Here is a 15,769-nt window from a genome sequence, read left to right on the forward strand (position 1 = left end):
TTGCGGCGGCCGCTAAATAGGCCTACTTATATCGTTGCGGCATGTATAGCTGCTGGGTTGAGTGAGAAGCGCAATGTCGTTTCGCTGAAGGTGCTCGCAGCGTACGCGCGTGACATGGGCCGCGGCGTCGTGCGCATGGACCACAATTCTATGGATGTCTTGGGAGTTTCCACCGGCGACACGGTCGAAGTTTTTGGAAAATACGACGGAACAGAAGCGGTATGCTACCCGCTTCTCGCCTCAGACGAGGGCAAGGGGATAACGAGAATAGACCCCAAGATCAGGCAGACGATAGGAGCCAGCATCGACGACACTGTGACGATAGGGACTGTGGGGCATCTGCCCACAGAAACCTTTGCCAAGAACGCGCCTGCGCCACAAGAAACCGCGCAAACTGGCGCGACGGAAAAAGGCACGACGCCTACAATGGCGGTATTCTCCGGCTCCTGCATCGACTTTGACAAAGAACGCAACAAGATTATGGAGTTCATAGGGACACTGGAGTTTGCCGTGCGCAGAAAGAGCCAGTGCAAATGCTACACTGACGGCAAGAAGACGATGGGCTGGGACTTTTTCAACCTCGAGATAGACATGGGCTTTACAGAAAAGCTCGTCGAGATCTACCCAGACATCGAGAAGCAGGAGGGGAACACCTTCGAAGACAGGCTTGCGCTCTGGATGAACAAGCAGCTGAAAAAGATGAAGCTGGAGTACAACATGAAGCTGAAGGATATCCCCCAGGAGAAGGTCAAGGGGTTCCGGCTCGACCCCGAGTCCTTCCGCACTGGCAGGGACCTGGACGACCTGCGCTAAACGGCCCACCCGGGAAGATTATATATCCAGATGCAGTCTTTTTTCATGGACGGATGAAACGGAAATATGCCGAGAAGCCGCCCATGATTGTGGTCACCGGCTCCTGCGTCAACTTTGAAGAGGAAAGGCCCAAGATAGTAGAGCTTTTGGACACGCTCGAGATGGGCGCCCGGACAAAGGACAACATCGAGTGCTCGTCGGTGGGCAAAAAGTACCTGGGCTGGGACTTTTTCTACATCTATTTCTCGCAGGAGTTTGTGGGCGCACTCCTTGACCTCTACCCTGACATCGACAAGCAGGAGGCCAACGCCATAGAGGACAGGTTCGTTATATGGCTTGACAAGCAGTTTCGGAAAAAGAAGCTGAAATACAACCTGAAGCTGAGCGATGTGCCCCGGGAGCAGGTGCGCGGATTCAGGCTCGACCCGGAAAACTACCGCAGCGACGACTGGATGGAAAAGTTTCGCTGATATTTTTATTACGCGTTCGGCATTCCCTGCTATGTTGTGCTGAACAGCACGCCGCTTTTGCGGTCAGACTTTGTCGGCCTCGTGCCTGACGAGAGGATACTTGAAAAAACAAGTTCATTAAAGGGTCTGTTTAAAAAACTGTGTTACGAATGAAGGTAATGATATTTTCGCACGAGTCGGACTTGGACGGGCTGTACTCGGCGGCAATCGGCATCATAAGATACCCACAGGCCATGACCGTCTTTCTGGGCTACGGCAAGGAGAACTTTGAAAAGATGGGCAACTTTGTCTGCTCGGCGACGCACTACGGCAAAGAGCGCGGCCTTGTCATAGTAGCCGACCTCGGGCTCAATGACGACACTCTGGAGACCTGCAGGCAGGTGTTTGACGACGCGGTGCGCAACGGGTGGCAGATAATGTGGGTCGATCACCACCCCTGGTCGCACGCCGCAATCGACATGGTAAAGCAGTACGGCGAGCTCGTGCACGATGCGTCGGGGAAGAAATGCGCGGCCGACTTGATGCATGAAAGGTTACTGCCGGAAAACGACCTGGCCGCAAAACTGGCAAGCATGGCCCACACTATGGACTTTTTCACAAAGGACCAGTACCTGACGCCGATAACCGAGATGATAAAGTATTACCAGACTCTGCCCGACTTTTACGAGCGGCTGTCAGATCTGGCAAGGAAGTCTGCAAAGGGCATACTGTGGGACGCCGAGATGCAAGGTGACTATGTGCGGTACGAAAAATTACGCGACGAGGCGAGGGTTCAGGTGCTTGCCGCCATAGAAGTGAAAGAGACTGGGGGCGTCAGGGTGGCGTACGTTCCCACTTCTCAATACCTGCAGAGCAGCCTTTTTTCAGAGGAGGTGTTTGCTGTCACCGGCGCCGACCTTGCCATGTTTTATAGCGGCAAGGGCAAGGTGAGCATACGCCGGAGCAACGGCCGGGTGTCTTGCAGGGCTGTTGCGGCAAACCTGCCGGAAGGGGGCGGGCACGACTATGCGGCGGGGGCGACATTTGCAAGCAACCCGGAAAACAAGAGTGAGGTCGTGGCCGAACTGGAAGCGGCAGTGGCAAAGGCCACCAGTCAAATACTTTAAAAGAACAGACCGCGAACTAAACCCGTTATGGCTGGTGGATTGAAGGGCAAGGTTGCTGTAGTGACGGGCGCAGGCGGAGGGGTGGGCAGTGTCATTACCAAGAGGCTGGCCTTTGAGGGATGCAAGGTGGTGCTTATCGGGCGCAACATGGACAGGCTGGCCAAGGCCGCCGCGGACGCCGGCGACAAGAAAAACACCCTGACAGTCGTCGCCAACATCACAAAAGAGGCCGAGGTCCTGAGCGCTATAGAGCAGACCATTTCGTCGTTTGATGGCGTGGACATACTGGTCAACAACGCCGGCACCATAAACGACCCGGTGGCGTTCCACGAAATGACCGACGACAAGTGGAATGAGCTTGTAGACACCAACCTGGTCGGGACATTCCAGATGACTAAGGCAGTCATTCCCATAATGATGAAGCAAAAGGGCGGAAACATCGTCAACATATCATCGGTGCTGGGCATACGCTCGATACCAAACGTTCCGCTGGCAGTCTATGGCACCACTAAGGCCGGCGTCATCATGTTCACAAAGAGCATCGCGGTGGAGTACGGCCCGCACGGCATACGCTCAAACTGCATCTGCCCGTCGACGATAAGGAGTTCGTTGATCGAGCCGTACCTGCAGGACGAGAATGCCAAAAAGCTGCTCGAGGCCACGTTCCCACTGCGCAGGGTGGGCGAGCCCGACGACATCGCCGGCGCAGTCTCGTACCTGTGCTCCGACGACGCAAAGTGGGTGACAGGCACGGTGCTGGTGGTGGATGGCGGCGTCACGGCAAAGCAGTGACCACCTCCCTCTCTTTAACATAAACTATGATATTTGTGATAATATCAGAATTTTTACACCTCACAGAAATCTTTATTACTTTTGCCCTGCGCTAAGTGTGGCATGAAGAGACTGGACATAATCATCCCACACGAGCGGCTCGGGGAAGTGAACGAGGTCCTGCACAGCCATAAGGTCGGTGGTATGTCATTCTACGACGTCAAGGGCAGGGGTCGGGCCAAGCGCGAGCCGGTGGCAGTGGGCCGGGGCGTCATTCGGTACGTGCCGGAATTCGGCTTTCGGACAAAAATTGAAGTACTGGTGACCGACTCGCTTGCCAAGCCGATAATCGACGACATCGTCAAGACGATAAGCACCGGCTCTGCGTCGGACGGCAAGATATTCGTCTACGATGTGGCAGATGCGTACGACATAGGCAGCAAGGAAAAGAGCGACGCGGCGCTGTAGGGGAAAAGAGTTATAATCTTGCCGGCTTTAGTATGTGCCATGCACGCTGAACAAGATGGCAAGAGGACCATGCCCGTATGCTTTACTCCCGACCAGCTGAAGATGGTGGAAGAGTATGCCAGGAAAAAGGGCATGCTCAGCGCAAGCCAGGCAGTCGAAGAGCTGGCCGGCAACTAGTTCTTAAAGTGCCGCTTCTCCGCGCTTTTTTGTCCCCACATCGACTACGTCATCGATGCTGGAGACGAATATCTTGCCTTCACCCTTGACGCCGGAGCTGGTGCTCTCAAGTATCTTGTCTACCACCTTGTTGACCATCGAGTCGGACACCACCACCACTATGGTCGAGTTGATGTTGAACTCGAGGGTAAAGGTGCCGGTTCCCCTTCCAGAGTGGACCTTTTGGCGCGGGATTTCTCCCATGCCCTTTGACTCAAAGTAGGTGATGCCTCCAAGGTCCAGTTCCTTGAGGGCTGCAAACGCTCTTTCGAGACGCGCTCTCGAAACTACTGCTTCTATTCGCTTCATAATTTTAGTACCTAAGTTGCGCTATGTGGGTCTTTTATTAAAATATTATGCATGCACCGCAATAAATCATGTCATATTTGCGGCAATTGAAATATTTTGAACACATGCACACGCATACTTTTTGTACCCGGTGAGCCGAGAAAGACGCGTTGGGCCTCTTTGGCAAAAAGCCGCTGCTCTGCGCCGTATGCAAGAAGGAGCTGAAGCACAAGTACAAGCCGAAAGAGGAGTGGAACACGGAGGGGTACCTGTGCAGCGACTGCCACATAGAAAAGACAAGAGAGTTTGCCATGAAGCCCCGCGACCCTGACAGGTGCGCCGTCTGCAAGTCGGAACTTGGCGACATCGCGGCCAAGCCGAGGTGGCAGTGGAACATGGACGCTGGCACGCTCCTGTGCCAGCCCTGCTTTAACAAAAAAGACGCCGACTACAACAACAAGCTGAACTTTTGCGCGGTGTGCGGCTCCAAAATAGGCTTTGTCCGCTACAACCCCAAGCCGGCGTGGAAGATACAGGGCCAGATGTGCCGCAAGTGCTGGGACGGGAGGAACGCCCAGAAATGATGTTCAAAAAACACGAGTGCGAAAAATGCGGGAAAAAGTTCCGCAAGGTCGAAGAACTGATGCACCACCAGCTCGTCGCCCACGAAAATAAGCTTTACACCTGCGAAAAATGCGGCACGGGATTTGAGGGCATGGAGCAGATGCGCGACCACGCAAAAAAGTTTCATTCTTACAACAAACAGGTAGAGGAAAGAAAAAAGTCAGATGGCCTTTAGCTGCTTCACTATGGGCGGCCTCGCCTTGCGGAATACCCGAAACCCACAGATGCACTTTATCTCCGGAAGCCTCGACAACTCTTCGACCGTGACAGGCGTCCCGCAGCGCATGCATTCGTATGTGACGCCTGCAGCAGAGGAACTTTCAGACACAAGAAAAGCCTGCTCCGGCCCACATTTTAAGCTTTAATCCGCCAAAAAGCGCGAAAGCCCGCCTACCCTGCTACCTCGTATCGCCGACTGCGCCGCTGCAAGTATGGCAATGGGTATCCTGTGTGACGAGGCGCTCACGTAGTCCAGCCCTATCCTCGCGCAGAACTCTATTGAACGCGGGTCGCCGCCGTGCTCGCCGCAGATGCCGACTTCCATGTCCTTTTTGACTTTCCTTGCAGACTCGACGGTCATGGCCATGAGCCTGCCCACGCCCTTCTGGTCAAGCGTCTGGAACGGGTTTGCCGCCAGTATGTGCTTTTCAAGGTAGAACGGCAGGAACTTGCCTTCCGCGTCCTCCCTGCTGAAGCTGAAAGTGGCCTGCGTGAGGTCGTTCGTGCCAAAGCTCAGAAAATCAACAACATGCGCTATCTCGTCTGCCAGAAGGCACGACCTCACGACTTCTATCATGCTTCCAAACATCATCTTGAGCTTGACCTTGTGTCTGTGCTCCACCTCGCGCTTTACTGACTCGAACATGTGTCGAGCGGTCACGAGCTCGTTTACCATGCCCACCTGCGGAACCATCACCTGCGGCTCGACCCTGACCCCTTCTTTCGCCAGCTCTGCCGCCGCTTCGCAGATTGCGCGGACCTGCATTTCATAGATCTCGGGGAACGTTATGCCCACCCTTATCCCCCGGTGTCCGAGCATCGGGTTTATTTCAGAAAGTTCGTGCACGCGCCTGAGCATCTTTTCGCGCTCGAGCATGCCCTTTTCTGCCTTTGGCCCACCCTCCGATTTTAGCTCGAATATCTGCATCATCAGGTCCTCCTCCTTTGGCAGGAACTCGTGGAGCGGCGGGTCGAGTAATCTTATCGTTACGGGCAGCCCCTGCATCTCCTTGAATATAGCCTTGAAGTCAGAGCGTTGCAGGAGCTCAAGGTCTGAGAGCGCCTTTTCCCTCTCGGCGTCGCTTTCTGCCATCACCATTCTCGCAAAGAGGGCGCGCCTTTCGTGCTGGTTGAACATCCACTCCGTCCTGCACAGTCCGACGCCCTCCGCCCCATACTTCCTCGCAAGCGCCGCGTTCTCGGGCGTATCGGCGTTTGCGCGAATCTTTATGACCTTCATCTCAGAAGCCCACTGGAGTATCTCCTTGAATTCGGAAGTTATCTCTGATTTTGCAGTCGGGACCTCGCCCAAGAACACCCTGCCCGTCGAGCCGTCTATTGTTATGGTCTGGCCTTCGGCGACCGCGACCCTGCCGTCGATGGAAAATCTCTTGCCCTCAGAGTCTATCTCTATCTGGGTGCAGCTCGCCACGCACGGCCTGCCCATGCCCCTTGCAACTACTATGGGGTGAGAGGTCTTGCCTCCCCTGCTCGTCAGTATGCCGGAGCAGAGCCGGAAGGCAGAGACGTCGTCTGGCCTTAATTCCTTCATGACAAGTATCACCCGGTTGCCGTGCTTTGCAAGGGTCTCGGCCCTGGAAGCGTCAAACACTGCTATCCCTGACGCTGCCCCCGGGGACGCCGGTACGCCTGCCGCAATCGGCCGGTGCCTTCCGCTTTCAATCCTGGGATACAGCGCCTGCTCCAGCCCCTCCGGGTCTATCCTCTGCAGCGCCTCCGTCCTGCCTATGAGCCCTTCGTGGTACATATCGACCGAAGTCTTGACGCTTGCGACCGCGCTCATCTTGGCCGTTCTGGTTTGAAGGACGTACAGATTGCCGCGCTCGACCGTTATCTCGACATGCTGGCACTCGCGAAAGTGGTTCTCTAGCTTCTCGCATACCTGGATGAGCTGCTTGAAGGCGCTGGGCAGCTCCTTTTCCATCTGGTCGATGTGGCTCGGGCTTGCCTTGCCCGAAATGACGTCCTCGCCCTGCGCGTTCGTGAGGTAGTCGCCGTACAGTTTTTTGTCGCCGGTCACAGGATCGCGGGTGAACACAACGCCCGTCGCGCTGTCAGCGCCCATGTTGCCAAACACCATTGCAACTACTGCTACTGCGGTGCCGTTTGCCATGTCAGGCGTGATGCCGTACTGGCGGCGGAATTCTGTAGACCTCTTGCCGCTCCACGACCTGAACACGGCGTCGATGGCAAGCTCGATTTGCTTGTAAGGGTCGGCAGGGAATTTCTTACCGCCCTTTTCGTACAGCGACTTGAACGCTCCTGCGACCTTGCGCAGAGCCTTTTCGTCATTCATGTTTGCGCCTGCCATCGCCTTTTCAAACTGCCTGTCGTCGACCCCGAGCACTATCTTGCCAAACATCTGCACAAAGCGCCGGTACGAGTCCCAGGCAAACCTCGCGTCCGTACTTTTTCCAAGGCCTTCAACTGTTTCGTCGTTCAGCCCCAGGTTGAGGATGGTGTCCATCATGCCCGGCATCGACACGGCCGCGCCAGAACGCACGGACACCAGCAGCGGGTTTTCCGCCCCTCCGAAACTTTTACCAGTCATCCCTTCCAGTTTTTTTATGGACTTGCGCACTTCGTCCATAAGGCCGTCAGGCATATGCTTGCCTGCCTCGTAAAACTTTTCGCAGATGTCAGTCGTTATTATAAAGCCGGGGGGGACAGGAAGTCCAAGCTTGGTCATCTCTGCAAGCCCGGCGCCCTTCCCCCCAAGGAGCGCCCGGTCCCTGCCGTCGGTCTCTTCAAAGAAGTATATGGGCCTTGGGATGGCACGGCTCAATTTGGGTATTGCTCCGCCGGCGCTGGTTTAAAACGTTGTGCGCACCGGGCATTAGCATTCCCCGATCCCGATGCGTTTGGACCAAACTACTTAGGTCGGAACTATAATAGAATCGCCGGATTGTCTACTGCTGCAGGCAGTTCTAAAGGTTTGAAGAAAAAGATTCCCGTTTGAGTACTGGTATCTAATAGATGCTGATCGTGGTCAGGTAATTGGAAATGATCGTGATCATGCGCCTTTTGATTTATCACAATGATATCTCTCGGTCAATGTCCAAGACCATAGGAATTCAGTCGGATGCCCACCAGAACCGCCCACCAATAGTTTCAAATCATTGCAGGTGCAGCCAAGTGCGGCGAATTTCGCTGTCAGAACCAGCAGGCATCCCGTCCGTGTCACTTCTCATCCAACTGCTAGACCTCTTTGGGACGGCGGCATTTGCAGTGACGGGCGCGTTCAAGGCAGTAGAGCACAAGTCAGACATAGTCGGCATAATCATACTTGCCACCATAACGGGCCTCGCCGGGGGCGTAATACGCGACGTAACGTTTAACCAGTTCCCGCCTGCCGCCATATCAAATCCGTTCTACGTCGGGATAACGATCGCAGTCGCAGTCGCCATTTTTTTCCTGTATGGCTCGATGAAAAAACACTCGAACCTTTTCCTAAAGTTTGATGCGATAGGACTTGGCGTATTTACAGTCATTGGCGCGTCCATAGCCTACAACATTGCAGGCCTGAACTTCCTTGCGATGGCCTTTGCCGGCGTGATAACCGCAATAGGGGGCGGCATACTTCGCGACGTTTTCGTAAATGAAGTGCCCATAGTGTTCGTAAAAGAGCTGTACGCCACCGCAAGCTTTGCCGGTGTCGTCATGCTGTTTGGGCTCATCTCGGCCGGCGTTCCACTTGAGGTAGCGGCAATACCATGCATCGTTGCAGTCACGGCACTAAGGCTGCTTGCAATAAGTCATGGCTGGAACCTGCCGAGGCCTAAGGTCGAGCCTCAAACACCATGTTCGTTGGCGGCTGGGTGGCGCGCCTGAACTTCGTAAAGCCGCCGCCTGCCACCACTTCCTTTATCTTTGCCTCGCCTGCCTGCGCGCCAAGGGCTGCCCCGTCGTGCCCAAAGGACGCCGGCACGCATATCGTCGAGGACGCGGAATAGAACATCCAGCCAAGCAGATTTAGGTTATCCTCGAGCCTGTCGCCGACAAACGCAAGGGGAGTGCCACAGGCCCCTCCCATGTCGCCCTCTACTTTCCCCAAAAACTCTTCCAATTTTACTTGGCTGACCACATCCTTCTAGATCTGGCGAGCGTTGATATTCAAGATATTTTCCGGATCTATTCTGCTTTCATCCCCTGCGCGAGCTCGGCAATCTTGTCCGGCCATGACTTGGCTTTTACAACACTTGATGCCACAAGTATCCCATGCGATCCAAGTTCAATCGCCTTTGACACGTCGCCCTTTTCCGTTATGCCTGCGCCGCAGATGACTTTTGACCTGCCGCCTGCAGCCTTTATCGAGTTTGTTATTATCGCTGGGTTTTCCTTTGACACGGCCCTTCCACTCCCTATCAATTCTGGCGGTTCGATAGCGATAAATTCGGGCGAAAACGCCGCTATCTTGGCTACTTCGTCAGGCGTGCGGGCGCACACGATTGAAGTCATGGCAAGGTCGCGCAGTCTCTTTACAAGGCTCTCAATTGCTTGAACGTCGATCCTGTGCTCGCTATGGTTTATCAGGGACCCGGAAGCGCCGTACATCTTCGCTATCTCGGGTACAAAAAATCCCGTGGTCGAGCCCTCTTTAGCGTCGTCGACGTGCTGGCACACCACCGGGATGTCGACGGACTTGGCGACAAGCGCAAGCGAAGCCTGGGGCGGCGCAAGTACTATTTCGACTTTCAATTTCTTGGCGACCTCCTGCGCTGCCTGCGCAAGCTCTATCGTCTTTGCTCCCGAAGCGTCAGAATAATTCTTGAAATTTATGATAAGGGGCCGGTTCAACGCTTGCTCTTTTCCTTCTTGCCCGAGTCCATGTCGCGGAACTTGGTTTCAAGCTTCTTCATGCGCGCCGTGTAGCCTTTGTTGTATTCGAGCTCTTCCGGTATGAGCGTGGCAGGATGGATGAACCCCTGGTTGCGCATTATCATTGCTCTTTCTGATGCCTGCATGCGCTGGAGTTCCCAGTCCGCGGTGCCAAAGCCGTCATGGGGCCCTGTCAGCTTGCCGTCGTGCATCGAGAACAAGAGGCACGATACGAGAGGAATCGAGTAGTTGAGGCTTGCAGCCGAGTTCAGTTTCACCGGCATGAGTGGCATGTGGTGGCTGCCCCTGGTGTTGCCAGCGACATAGTGCGGCTCGTTGAAAGCGCTTCCCGCTTCCTCTGTAGCCGGAAAGCTCTTTTGCGTCCTGACTATCATAATTGGGTCGTCCTTGCCGACGTAGGTTCCTGCGATGTTGTGCAGGCGGTCGGTCGACGCGGACACGATGTGGTCCTTCATGTCTGCGGAATAGACTGCCGACACTACGTACCGTCCTGGGTACATCAGCGCGGCTTCAAGCTCAGCCTTGTCCTGCCACATCTTCAGGTCCGCGATCTTGCCCGACATCACGTCCAATATCCTAAAAACCACGCCCTCTGCAAGCTTTTCGTTTATCAAAAGGCCGGTGTTGCTCCTTGCATCCACGAACATACGCCACAGCGGGAAATTGTATGCGCCGGGCTCAGTCTTGTCTGCCGCAAATATGCAGAAAACCTCGCTTGGGCGTTCCTCCATCTCTATCTCTGCGACGCCGGGGCCCATGCCCTTCACGTTGCCTGAAAACGAGTCCTTTAGCAAATCCTGGCCTGCGCCGTAAAGTCCCTGCTTCTTTGCGACTTCTGTCCCTGCTGTAAAGGCATCCCATGCAAGCTTGTGGATCTTTTCGTCGTCCACGCCGCGGGTGTGCGTCATGATGATGTGAATGTCGTCGCCGGCGTAGCCGATGTAATGATCGACAAGCATTCCCTTGCTGTTCTTGGCAATGAAATCCTTGACGGCCTGCACCAGCTCGTCGCTTGGGCGCGTGTGGCCACCTATCCCGCCTATGTCAGCTTTGATGGCGCTGATTGTAACTTGCATGAGCAAAACTCTCTCTCTTTGGTTTAAAACTCTTCCGATGTTTTCCTCGTGGGCATTTTCAAGCCTGTACATGCCTGCGGCTAGAAACCGCCGATGAGAGTTGCAAGAATTCGCAAGATGCTCGGGCGAAATATAAATAAAGCCCATGGAGCGTCTTTGCCCTATGAGCGCAAGCAAAAAGCCACACTTGAACATTGTGGTTGTAGGCCACGTCGATAATGGTAAATCTACTACTGTAGGTCACCTCCTTGTCGATCTAGGTGCGATTGACCAGAGAACTATCGATGCATACGGCAAGGAATCCGAAGCAACGGGCAAGGGCGACACCTTCAAGTACGCATGGGTCATGGACAGCATCAAGGACGAGAGGGAGAGGGGTATCACGATCGACCTTGCATTCCAAAAGTTCGAGACCGCAAAGTACTTCTTCACACTCATTGACGCCCCGGGTCACAAGGACTTTATCAAGAACATGATTACCGGCGCGTCGGAGGCTGACGCGGCAATCCTCGTCATCTCCGTCAAGCCAGGTGAGACCGAGGCAGCCATAGAGCCGGGAGGACAGGGCAGGGAGCACGCATTCCTCGCGAGGACGCTCGGCGTGAACCAGGTGGTTGTTGCGCTGAACAAGATGGACGACGCCGGCTACCAGGAAGCCCGCTACAAGGAGTGCAAGGACTCGGTAGAAAAAATGCTAAAGTCGGTCGGCTTTAACACCGCCAAGATCAGCTTTATCCCCGTGTCTGGATGGAAGGGAGACAACCTCGTCAAAAAGTCCGAGAACACGGCCTGGTACAAGGGCCCAACGCTGGTAGAATCACTCGACGCGTTTGAGCCGCCAGAGAAACCGATCGGCAAGCCGCTCAGGATCCCAGTACAGGACGTTTACACGATCACCGGCGTCGGCACAGTTCCAGTCGGCAGGATCGAGACCGGAAAGATGAAGCCTGGAGAGAAAGTCATCATAATGCCGTCAGGTGCCCCCGGTGAAATCAAGACCATCGAGACTCACCACACCCAGATGGAATACGCAGAGGCAGGCGACAACGTCGGCTTTAACCTCCGGGGCGTTGACAAGGGCCAGATCAAGCGCGGCGACATGATAGGTCCAGCAGACAACCCGCCAACAGTGGCAAAGGAGTTCGAAGCACGTATCATCGTCATACACCATCCAACAGCATTGGCCCCAGGATATACGCCAGTGCTACACGCGCACACGGCGCAGGTGGCAGCGACAATCTCGGCCTTTCTCTCAAAGATAGACCCGAGGACCGGCGCAACCACAGAGGAGAACCCCAAGTTCCTGAAGACAGGCGACGCGGCAATCGTCAGGATAAAGCCGGTGAGGCCACTTCCAATAGAGACCTTCAAAGACTTTCCGGAGATCGGCAGGTTCGCACTCCGCGACATGGGCACAACCATTGCGGCAGGCATCGTGCTTAACGTCACCGAGAAGTACGACCCGAACAAAAAGTAAGTGAATTAGATGCCACAGGCAGCAAGAATCAAACTCACAAGCACCAACCTCTCCACGCTTGAGAGCGTGTGCACCGAGATAAAGGGCATCGGTGAAAAGGGCGGCATCAAGATCCGCGGCCCGCATCCTCTCCCAACAAAGAGGATGAAGGTTGTCACGAGAAAGTCGCCGTGTGGCCAGGGCACCAACACTTACGACAAGTACGAGCTCCGCATACACCGCCGGGTAATAGACGTGGGCGCGGATGACAGGGCCATCCGACAACTAATGCGCCTGAAGATCCCTGACGACGTCTACATCGAAGTCTCGCTGACCCAGTGATTCACAACTTTTTGTAAGCCCCTTTGGGCACACTTATTTTCCTTGACGCTTCTGGGTGGATTATCTTTGCAAGTATCTCAAGGCCCGTAACGGTGCGGGGTCCGGGTTTGCTAAAGTACGAGCCGGCCTCCACCGCGTAGACTTTTCCTCCCTTGACAGCCCGAAGCGAGTTCCACTTTTCATTGTCTTTAAGTACATTCATTTCTTTCAGCGTACGCTTTATGCCGAACCCGCAGGGCATCATGACCATGATCTCGGGGTCAAACCTGACAAGCTCGCCAATGTCCATCCGGCGCGACTGCTCGCCTGTGACACTCATGCCATTTGTGCCACCCGCATATTCGACCATCTGGGGCACCCAGTGACCGGCCGTGAAAAGCGGGTTCACCCACTCGACACACGCCACCTTTGGCCTCTGCTTTACTTTCATGGCCCTGACCGCGTCTATGCGCCTTTGCAGCGACGCGACGAGCTTTCTACCTTCCTTCACCCTGCCCACCTTTTCGGCCACGTCCATGATGGACACTAGTATGTCGTCCAGGTCATGGGGGTCAAGTACAAGAACATCTGGGGCGCCGCCCAGTATCTTAACGGCCCTACCGATCTCCTTTGTAAATGGAGAGCACACCTCGCAGAGTCCCTGTGCTATTATCAGGTCCGGTTTGGCTTTCCTCAGCGCCATGTCGTTGATGGCGTAAATGTCGGCGCCAGAGTGAACCAGCTCGACAATCTTGCTGTCTATCTCTCTGCCGGTCATCGCACTTGGGTCAAATGATGGTCTGATGACCTGGGGCTTACGTCTTGCAGCAGGCGGGTACTTGCATTCGTGCGTAACGCCAACTATTTCACTTGCAGCCCCAAGTTCGTAAAGCGTTTCAGTCGCGCTTGGTAGGAATGAGACTATGCGCAACATGTACAGTTCTTTTCACATTGTTAAAAAGACTATCGCTGGCATGCAGATAATCGCTTTATGAAGAGATATTGAAAGTTCAAGAATGGCCCCTTTCAGAATCATCCAGCTTTTCCGTGGCAATAGAATTTCAAATTTCAAAAAGTCTGTTTCGCGTGGTGGACAGTAATCATCGTGTTTCACCTTGGCACTGATTTCTGCTAACCATGTTTCACGGGATTATCGTGGAAGAAAAAAGGAAAGATGAGGGGGAAGGAAGGCTTCCCTAGAACCTTCCAAGGCCAAACGAGCTACCCCTGAAGCGGGCAAACCCGATTACAGCCACGAGCGAGATCGCAAACACAAGAGCCGCAATTACGCCAAACTCTGGTACCACAGTTGCGCCTTTGATTTCCACCGAGCTGACACCAGACGGCACGGTGAACTTGATGGTTGTTTCAGTTGCAGTCGATTCCACTACTGTGAATGGCAACTCTTCACTACCTGCCGTTACGCTCGAGATGCCGTCTATCATGCTCTTTGGAAGAGTAAGCTGGACTTCACCGGGACTGCTCAGAGACAAGGTGACGGATTTGTTAGGATCGATTGTGGTCGCTGTCACCTTCGCCGCGCCAGTAGCAGCGATTGAATAGCTCTTGCCGTCAATTGTTGCTGTAGCTGAACTTTGCTGAGATGTTGGTGGGCTCGGGGAAGTAGGTAGAGAAGAAGCAAGTATGGGCAGTTCGCCAGGTGCAAACTTTTGAATTCGAGTATCGCCTCCTGAACTCACACCTCCCGTTATTGTTGATTGGGTTCTAACCACGTAGATGTTGTCAGAACTATCGATTGCAATTGGACTATAGAAGTACAATGTTTCACAGTCTATAGCACCCATCAAGCACTTCTGAAGGTCTTCGGGTTCACTTCCAAATCTTGATTCAAGAAGTCCGCTAGTAGTGAATTTCTTTATGACGTAGCCACCAGCAGATTGGTCAATCGCGTACAAGTTTCCGGAGCTATCAAATGCGACGGCAGACGGCGCCACTAAGTATGACTCTTTAGCAGCTTGAGAGTTAGGTGCGGGAATCCTTGAAACAAAAATTCCATCAGAATTGAATTTTAGAAGCTTACCAGAAGCTGTAATGTAGATATTGTCAGCCCCGTCGATTGAGATATTAAATGGACTAATGAAATAATCATCAGAAAGGGGAGACCCGGATGGGCGCAATCCTCCAAAGCTCGACACAAACAACCCATTGGAGTCAAACTTTTGAACTCTGTGGTTGCCCGCGTCTGTCACGTAGAAATTACCAGAGCTGTCAAACACAATGTCACTTGGATTATTGAACTGGCCATTTCCAGAACCATACGAACCATACTTTGCTGCGAAAGCTCCAGACGAATCAAACCTCTTAATCTGGTTCCATCCGGGGTCTGTAGCCCACAAATTACCCGAGCTGTCAAATGCGATGCCCCCTCCGCCGCCGACAAATGCGTCACCAACGCCGGGCTTGTTCTCTCCAAACATGGACAGAAACATGCCTGAAGGGTCAAACTTTGCAATTCCATCTGTCATTAGTGAAACGTAGATGTTACCGACGTTATCAAAAGCAAAGTCGACTGGAGCAAAATTACCGACATAATTAGCGTGAGTTACTCCAAACAGTGACTCAAACGTCGTTCCAGCTACATTAGAAGCAGAACCAGTTCCAGCTGCATTAATTGCACATACTAAATACGCATGCTTAATGAGCGGCACTACTTGTGTATCGACGAATGAAGTTGATGTAGAACGCGTATCTGGAACGAATGTGGTCAGACCTTGAGCTCGGCAAGTTTCAGGGGTCTTTCCATCAGAATAATACCCAACTCTCATTATTTTGTATCCAATGATCGGTGAACCACCATCGAATGCCGGGGCTGTCCATGACAACCTTATTGATGTCGCATCTGCTGTCACGGACAGATTTGTTGGCGCGCCAGGTGGTGTGGCTGACTGAGCCCAAATGTCACTGGCGCTTGTGACGGCGAGCATGATTGCTGTCATTATCACTACTGCAAATAATTCCGCGGCCGTCCTTCTGTATCTGAGCATCCTCACAATAAAGTGTGAGAAGTTAATTAACCTTCTATGATGATCATACCTTTTCAACCAAAGTATATTCCTTCTA

At 53.7% G+C, this 15,769-nt stretch carries 19 protein-coding genes; 11 read left to right on the forward strand and 8 right to left on the reverse strand.

Annotated features, from left to right (window positions below):
- The first annotated feature begins 57 nt into the window (after positions 1-57).
- The 6 genes from VGA14_RS05735 (at position 58) to VGA14_RS05760 (ending at position 3,805) form a co-directional block, all read left to right on the forward strand.
- Positions 58-813 carry a hypothetical protein gene (locus tag VGA14_RS05735; RefSeq protein WP_331002794.1) on the forward strand — a complete coding sequence of 252 codons (756 nt, stop codon included), beginning with the start codon at positions 58-60 and terminating at the stop codon, positions 811-813.
- A gap of 53 nt (positions 814-866) precedes the next feature.
- A complete protein-coding gene (locus VGA14_RS05740; protein ID WP_331002795.1) occupies positions 867-1,283 on the forward strand; it encodes a hypothetical protein in 417 nt (138 codons plus the stop codon).
- 149 nt (positions 1,284-1,432) lie between these two features.
- Positions 1,433-2,389: a hypothetical protein gene (locus VGA14_RS05745; RefSeq protein ID WP_331002796.1), complete on the forward strand. Its 957-nt coding sequence runs from the start codon at positions 1,433-1,435 to the stop codon at positions 2,387-2,389.
- A 27-nt stretch (positions 2,390-2,416) separates the two neighbouring features.
- The gene (locus VGA14_RS05750) at positions 2,417-3,181 is read left to right on the forward strand and encodes an SDR family oxidoreductase (RefSeq protein ID WP_331002797.1); all 765 of its coding nucleotides are present in this window, start codon (positions 2,417-2,419) and stop codon (positions 3,179-3,181) included.
- A gap of 102 nt (positions 3,182-3,283) precedes the next feature.
- On the forward strand, positions 3,284-3,628 hold the full coding sequence (locus tag VGA14_RS05755; protein ID WP_331002798.1) for a P-II family nitrogen regulator: 345 nt from the start codon (positions 3,284-3,286) through the stop codon (positions 3,626-3,628).
- A gap of 39 nt (positions 3,629-3,667) precedes the next feature.
- Positions 3,668-3,805 carry a hypothetical protein gene (locus VGA14_RS05760; protein ID WP_331002799.1) on the forward strand — a complete coding sequence of 46 codons (138 nt, stop codon included), beginning with the start codon at positions 3,668-3,670 and terminating at the stop codon, positions 3,803-3,805.
- A 3-nt stretch (positions 3,806-3,808) separates the two neighbouring features.
- Here the strand turns inward: VGA14_RS05760 and VGA14_RS05765 are convergent, their stop codons facing one another.
- Positions 3,809-4,153: a P-II family nitrogen regulator gene (locus VGA14_RS05765; RefSeq protein WP_331002800.1), complete on the reverse strand. Its 345-nt coding sequence runs from the start codon at positions 4,151-4,153 to the stop codon at positions 3,809-3,811.
- A 149-nt stretch (positions 4,154-4,302) separates the two neighbouring features.
- On the opposite strand from VGA14_RS05765, the gene VGA14_RS05770 reads away from it, so the two are divergent.
- Together VGA14_RS05770 and VGA14_RS05775 are read left to right on the forward strand one after the other, a co-directional pair.
- Positions 4,303-4,716, forward strand: a complete 414-nt coding sequence (locus VGA14_RS05770) for a hypothetical protein (protein WP_331002801.1) — start codon at positions 4,303-4,305, stop codon at positions 4,714-4,716.
- Positions 4,713-4,931 carry a C2H2-type zinc finger protein gene (locus VGA14_RS05775; RefSeq protein ID WP_331002802.1) on the forward strand — a complete coding sequence of 73 codons (219 nt, stop codon included), beginning with the start codon at positions 4,713-4,715 and terminating at the stop codon, positions 4,929-4,931. Before VGA14_RS05770 ends, VGA14_RS05775 begins: the two co-directional genes overlap by 4 nt.
- On the opposite strand, the gene VGA14_RS05780 is transcribed toward VGA14_RS05775, so the two are convergent.
- A complete protein-coding gene (locus VGA14_RS05780; RefSeq protein WP_349257143.1) occupies positions 4,917-5,042 on the reverse strand; it encodes a DNA-directed RNA polymerase subunit P in 126 nt (41 codons plus the stop codon). The genes VGA14_RS05775 and VGA14_RS05780 overlap by 15 nt on opposite strands.
- Positions 5,043-5,117: 75 nt before the next feature.
- Positions 5,118-7,781 (reverse strand): pyruvate, phosphate dikinase, encoded by a 2,664-nt coding sequence (gene ppdK, locus VGA14_RS05785; RefSeq protein WP_331002804.1) that lies wholly within the window; start codon positions 7,779-7,781, stop codon positions 5,118-5,120.
- A 350-nt stretch (positions 7,782-8,131) separates the two neighbouring features.
- On the opposite strand from ppdK, the gene VGA14_RS05790 reads away from it, so the two are divergent.
- Positions 8,132-8,827, forward strand: a complete 696-nt coding sequence (locus tag VGA14_RS05790; protein WP_331002805.1) for a trimeric intracellular cation channel family protein — start codon at positions 8,132-8,134, stop codon at positions 8,825-8,827.
- Here the strand turns inward: VGA14_RS05790 and VGA14_RS05795 are convergent.
- From VGA14_RS05795 to fbp, 3 genes are read right to left on the reverse strand one after another with little or no spacing between them, the layout of a single operon-like run.
- On the reverse strand, positions 8,775-9,080 hold the full coding sequence (locus tag VGA14_RS05795) for a hypothetical protein (RefSeq protein WP_331002806.1): 306 nt from the start codon (positions 9,078-9,080) through the stop codon (positions 8,775-8,777). The two genes, VGA14_RS05790 and VGA14_RS05795, sit on opposite strands and share 53 nt — an antisense overlap.
- A 47-nt stretch (positions 9,081-9,127) precedes the next feature.
- Positions 9,128-9,793 (reverse strand): triose-phosphate isomerase, encoded by a 666-nt coding sequence (gene tpiA / locus VGA14_RS05800; protein ID WP_331002807.1) that lies wholly within the window; start codon positions 9,791-9,793, stop codon positions 9,128-9,130.
- On the reverse strand, positions 9,790-10,911 hold the full coding sequence (gene fbp, locus VGA14_RS05805) for a fructose-1,6-bisphosphate aldolase/phosphatase (RefSeq protein WP_331002808.1): 1,122 nt from the start codon (positions 10,909-10,911) through the stop codon (positions 9,790-9,792). The genes tpiA and fbp overlap by 4 nt, the downstream gene beginning before the upstream one ends.
- A gap of 163 nt (positions 10,912-11,074) precedes the next feature.
- On the opposite strand from fbp, the gene tuf reads away from it, so the two are divergent.
- Both tuf and rpsJ read left to right on the forward strand, forming a co-directional pair.
- A complete protein-coding gene (gene tuf, locus VGA14_RS05810; RefSeq protein ID WP_331002809.1) occupies positions 11,075-12,388 on the forward strand; it encodes a translation elongation factor EF-1 subunit alpha in 1,314 nt (437 codons plus the stop codon).
- Between the two features lie 9 nt (positions 12,389-12,397).
- Positions 12,398-12,709 (forward strand): 30S ribosomal protein S10, encoded by a 312-nt coding sequence (gene rpsJ / locus VGA14_RS05815; RefSeq protein ID WP_292641456.1) that lies wholly within the window; start codon positions 12,398-12,400, stop codon positions 12,707-12,709.
- A gap of 1 nt (position 12,710) precedes the next feature.
- On the opposite strand, the gene VGA14_RS05820 is transcribed toward rpsJ, so the two are convergent.
- Together VGA14_RS05820 and VGA14_RS05825 are read right to left on the reverse strand one after the other, a co-directional pair.
- Positions 12,711-13,622, reverse strand: a complete 912-nt coding sequence (locus VGA14_RS05820) for a cobalamin-binding protein (RefSeq protein ID WP_331002810.1) — start codon at positions 13,620-13,622, stop codon at positions 12,711-12,713.
- Between the two features lie 262 nt (positions 13,623-13,884).
- Complete coding sequence (locus VGA14_RS05825; RefSeq protein WP_331002811.1) at positions 13,885-15,750, reverse strand: fibronectin type III domain-containing protein; 1,866 nt, start codon at positions 15,748-15,750, stop codon at positions 13,885-13,887.
- Between the last annotated feature and the right edge of the window lie 19 nt (positions 15,751-15,769).

It is taken from the genome of Nitrososphaera sp. (assembly GCF_036397675.1).
In the GTDB taxonomy this organism is placed as follows: domain Archaea; phylum Thermoproteota; class Nitrososphaeria; order Nitrososphaerales; family Nitrososphaeraceae; genus Nitrososphaera.

What these genes read in the sequence shown, in the direction of transcription:
- VGA14_RS05740 (WP_331002795.1), top strand. Translation starts at nt 867, where the DNA reads ATGAAACGGAAATATGCCGAGAAGCCGCCCATGATTGTGGTCACCGGC.
- VGA14_RS05745 (WP_331002796.1), top strand. Translation starts at nt 1,433, where the DNA reads ATGAAGGTAATGATATTTTCGCACGAGTCGGACTTGGACGGGCTGTAC.
- VGA14_RS05750 (WP_331002797.1), top strand. Translation starts at nt 2,417, where the DNA reads ATGGCTGGTGGATTGAAGGGCAAGGTTGCTGTAGTGACGGGCGCAGGC.
- VGA14_RS05755 (WP_331002798.1), top strand. Translation starts at nt 3,284, where the DNA reads ATGAAGAGACTGGACATAATCATCCCACACGAGCGGCTCGGGGAAGTG.
- VGA14_RS05760 (WP_331002799.1), top strand. Translation starts at nt 3,668, where the DNA reads ATGCACGCTGAACAAGATGGCAAGAGGACCATGCCCGTATGCTTTACT.
- VGA14_RS05765 (WP_331002800.1), bottom strand. Translation starts at nt 4,153, where the DNA reads ATGAAGCGAATAGAAGCAGTAGTTTCGAGAGCGCGTCTCGAAAGAGCG.
- VGA14_RS05775 (WP_331002802.1), top strand. Translation starts at nt 4,713, where the DNA reads ATGATGTTCAAAAAACACGAGTGCGAAAAATGCGGGAAAAAGTTCCGC.
- VGA14_RS05780 (WP_349257143.1), bottom strand. Translation starts at nt 5,042, where the DNA reads ATGCGCTGCGGGACGCCTGTCACGGTCGAAGAGTTGTCGAGGCTTCCG.
- fbp (WP_331002808.1), bottom strand. Translation starts at nt 10,911, where the DNA reads ATGCAAGTTACAATCAGCGCCATCAAAGCTGACATAGGCGGGATAGGT.
- tuf (WP_331002809.1), top strand. Translation starts at nt 11,075, where the DNA reads ATGAGCGCAAGCAAAAAGCCACACTTGAACATTGTGGTTGTAGGCCAC.
- rpsJ (WP_292641456.1), top strand. Translation starts at nt 12,398, where the DNA reads ATGCCACAGGCAGCAAGAATCAAACTCACAAGCACCAACCTCTCCACG.
- VGA14_RS05820 (WP_331002810.1), bottom strand. Translation starts at nt 13,622, where the DNA reads ATGTTGCGCATAGTCTCATTCCTACCAAGCGCGACTGAAACGCTTTAC.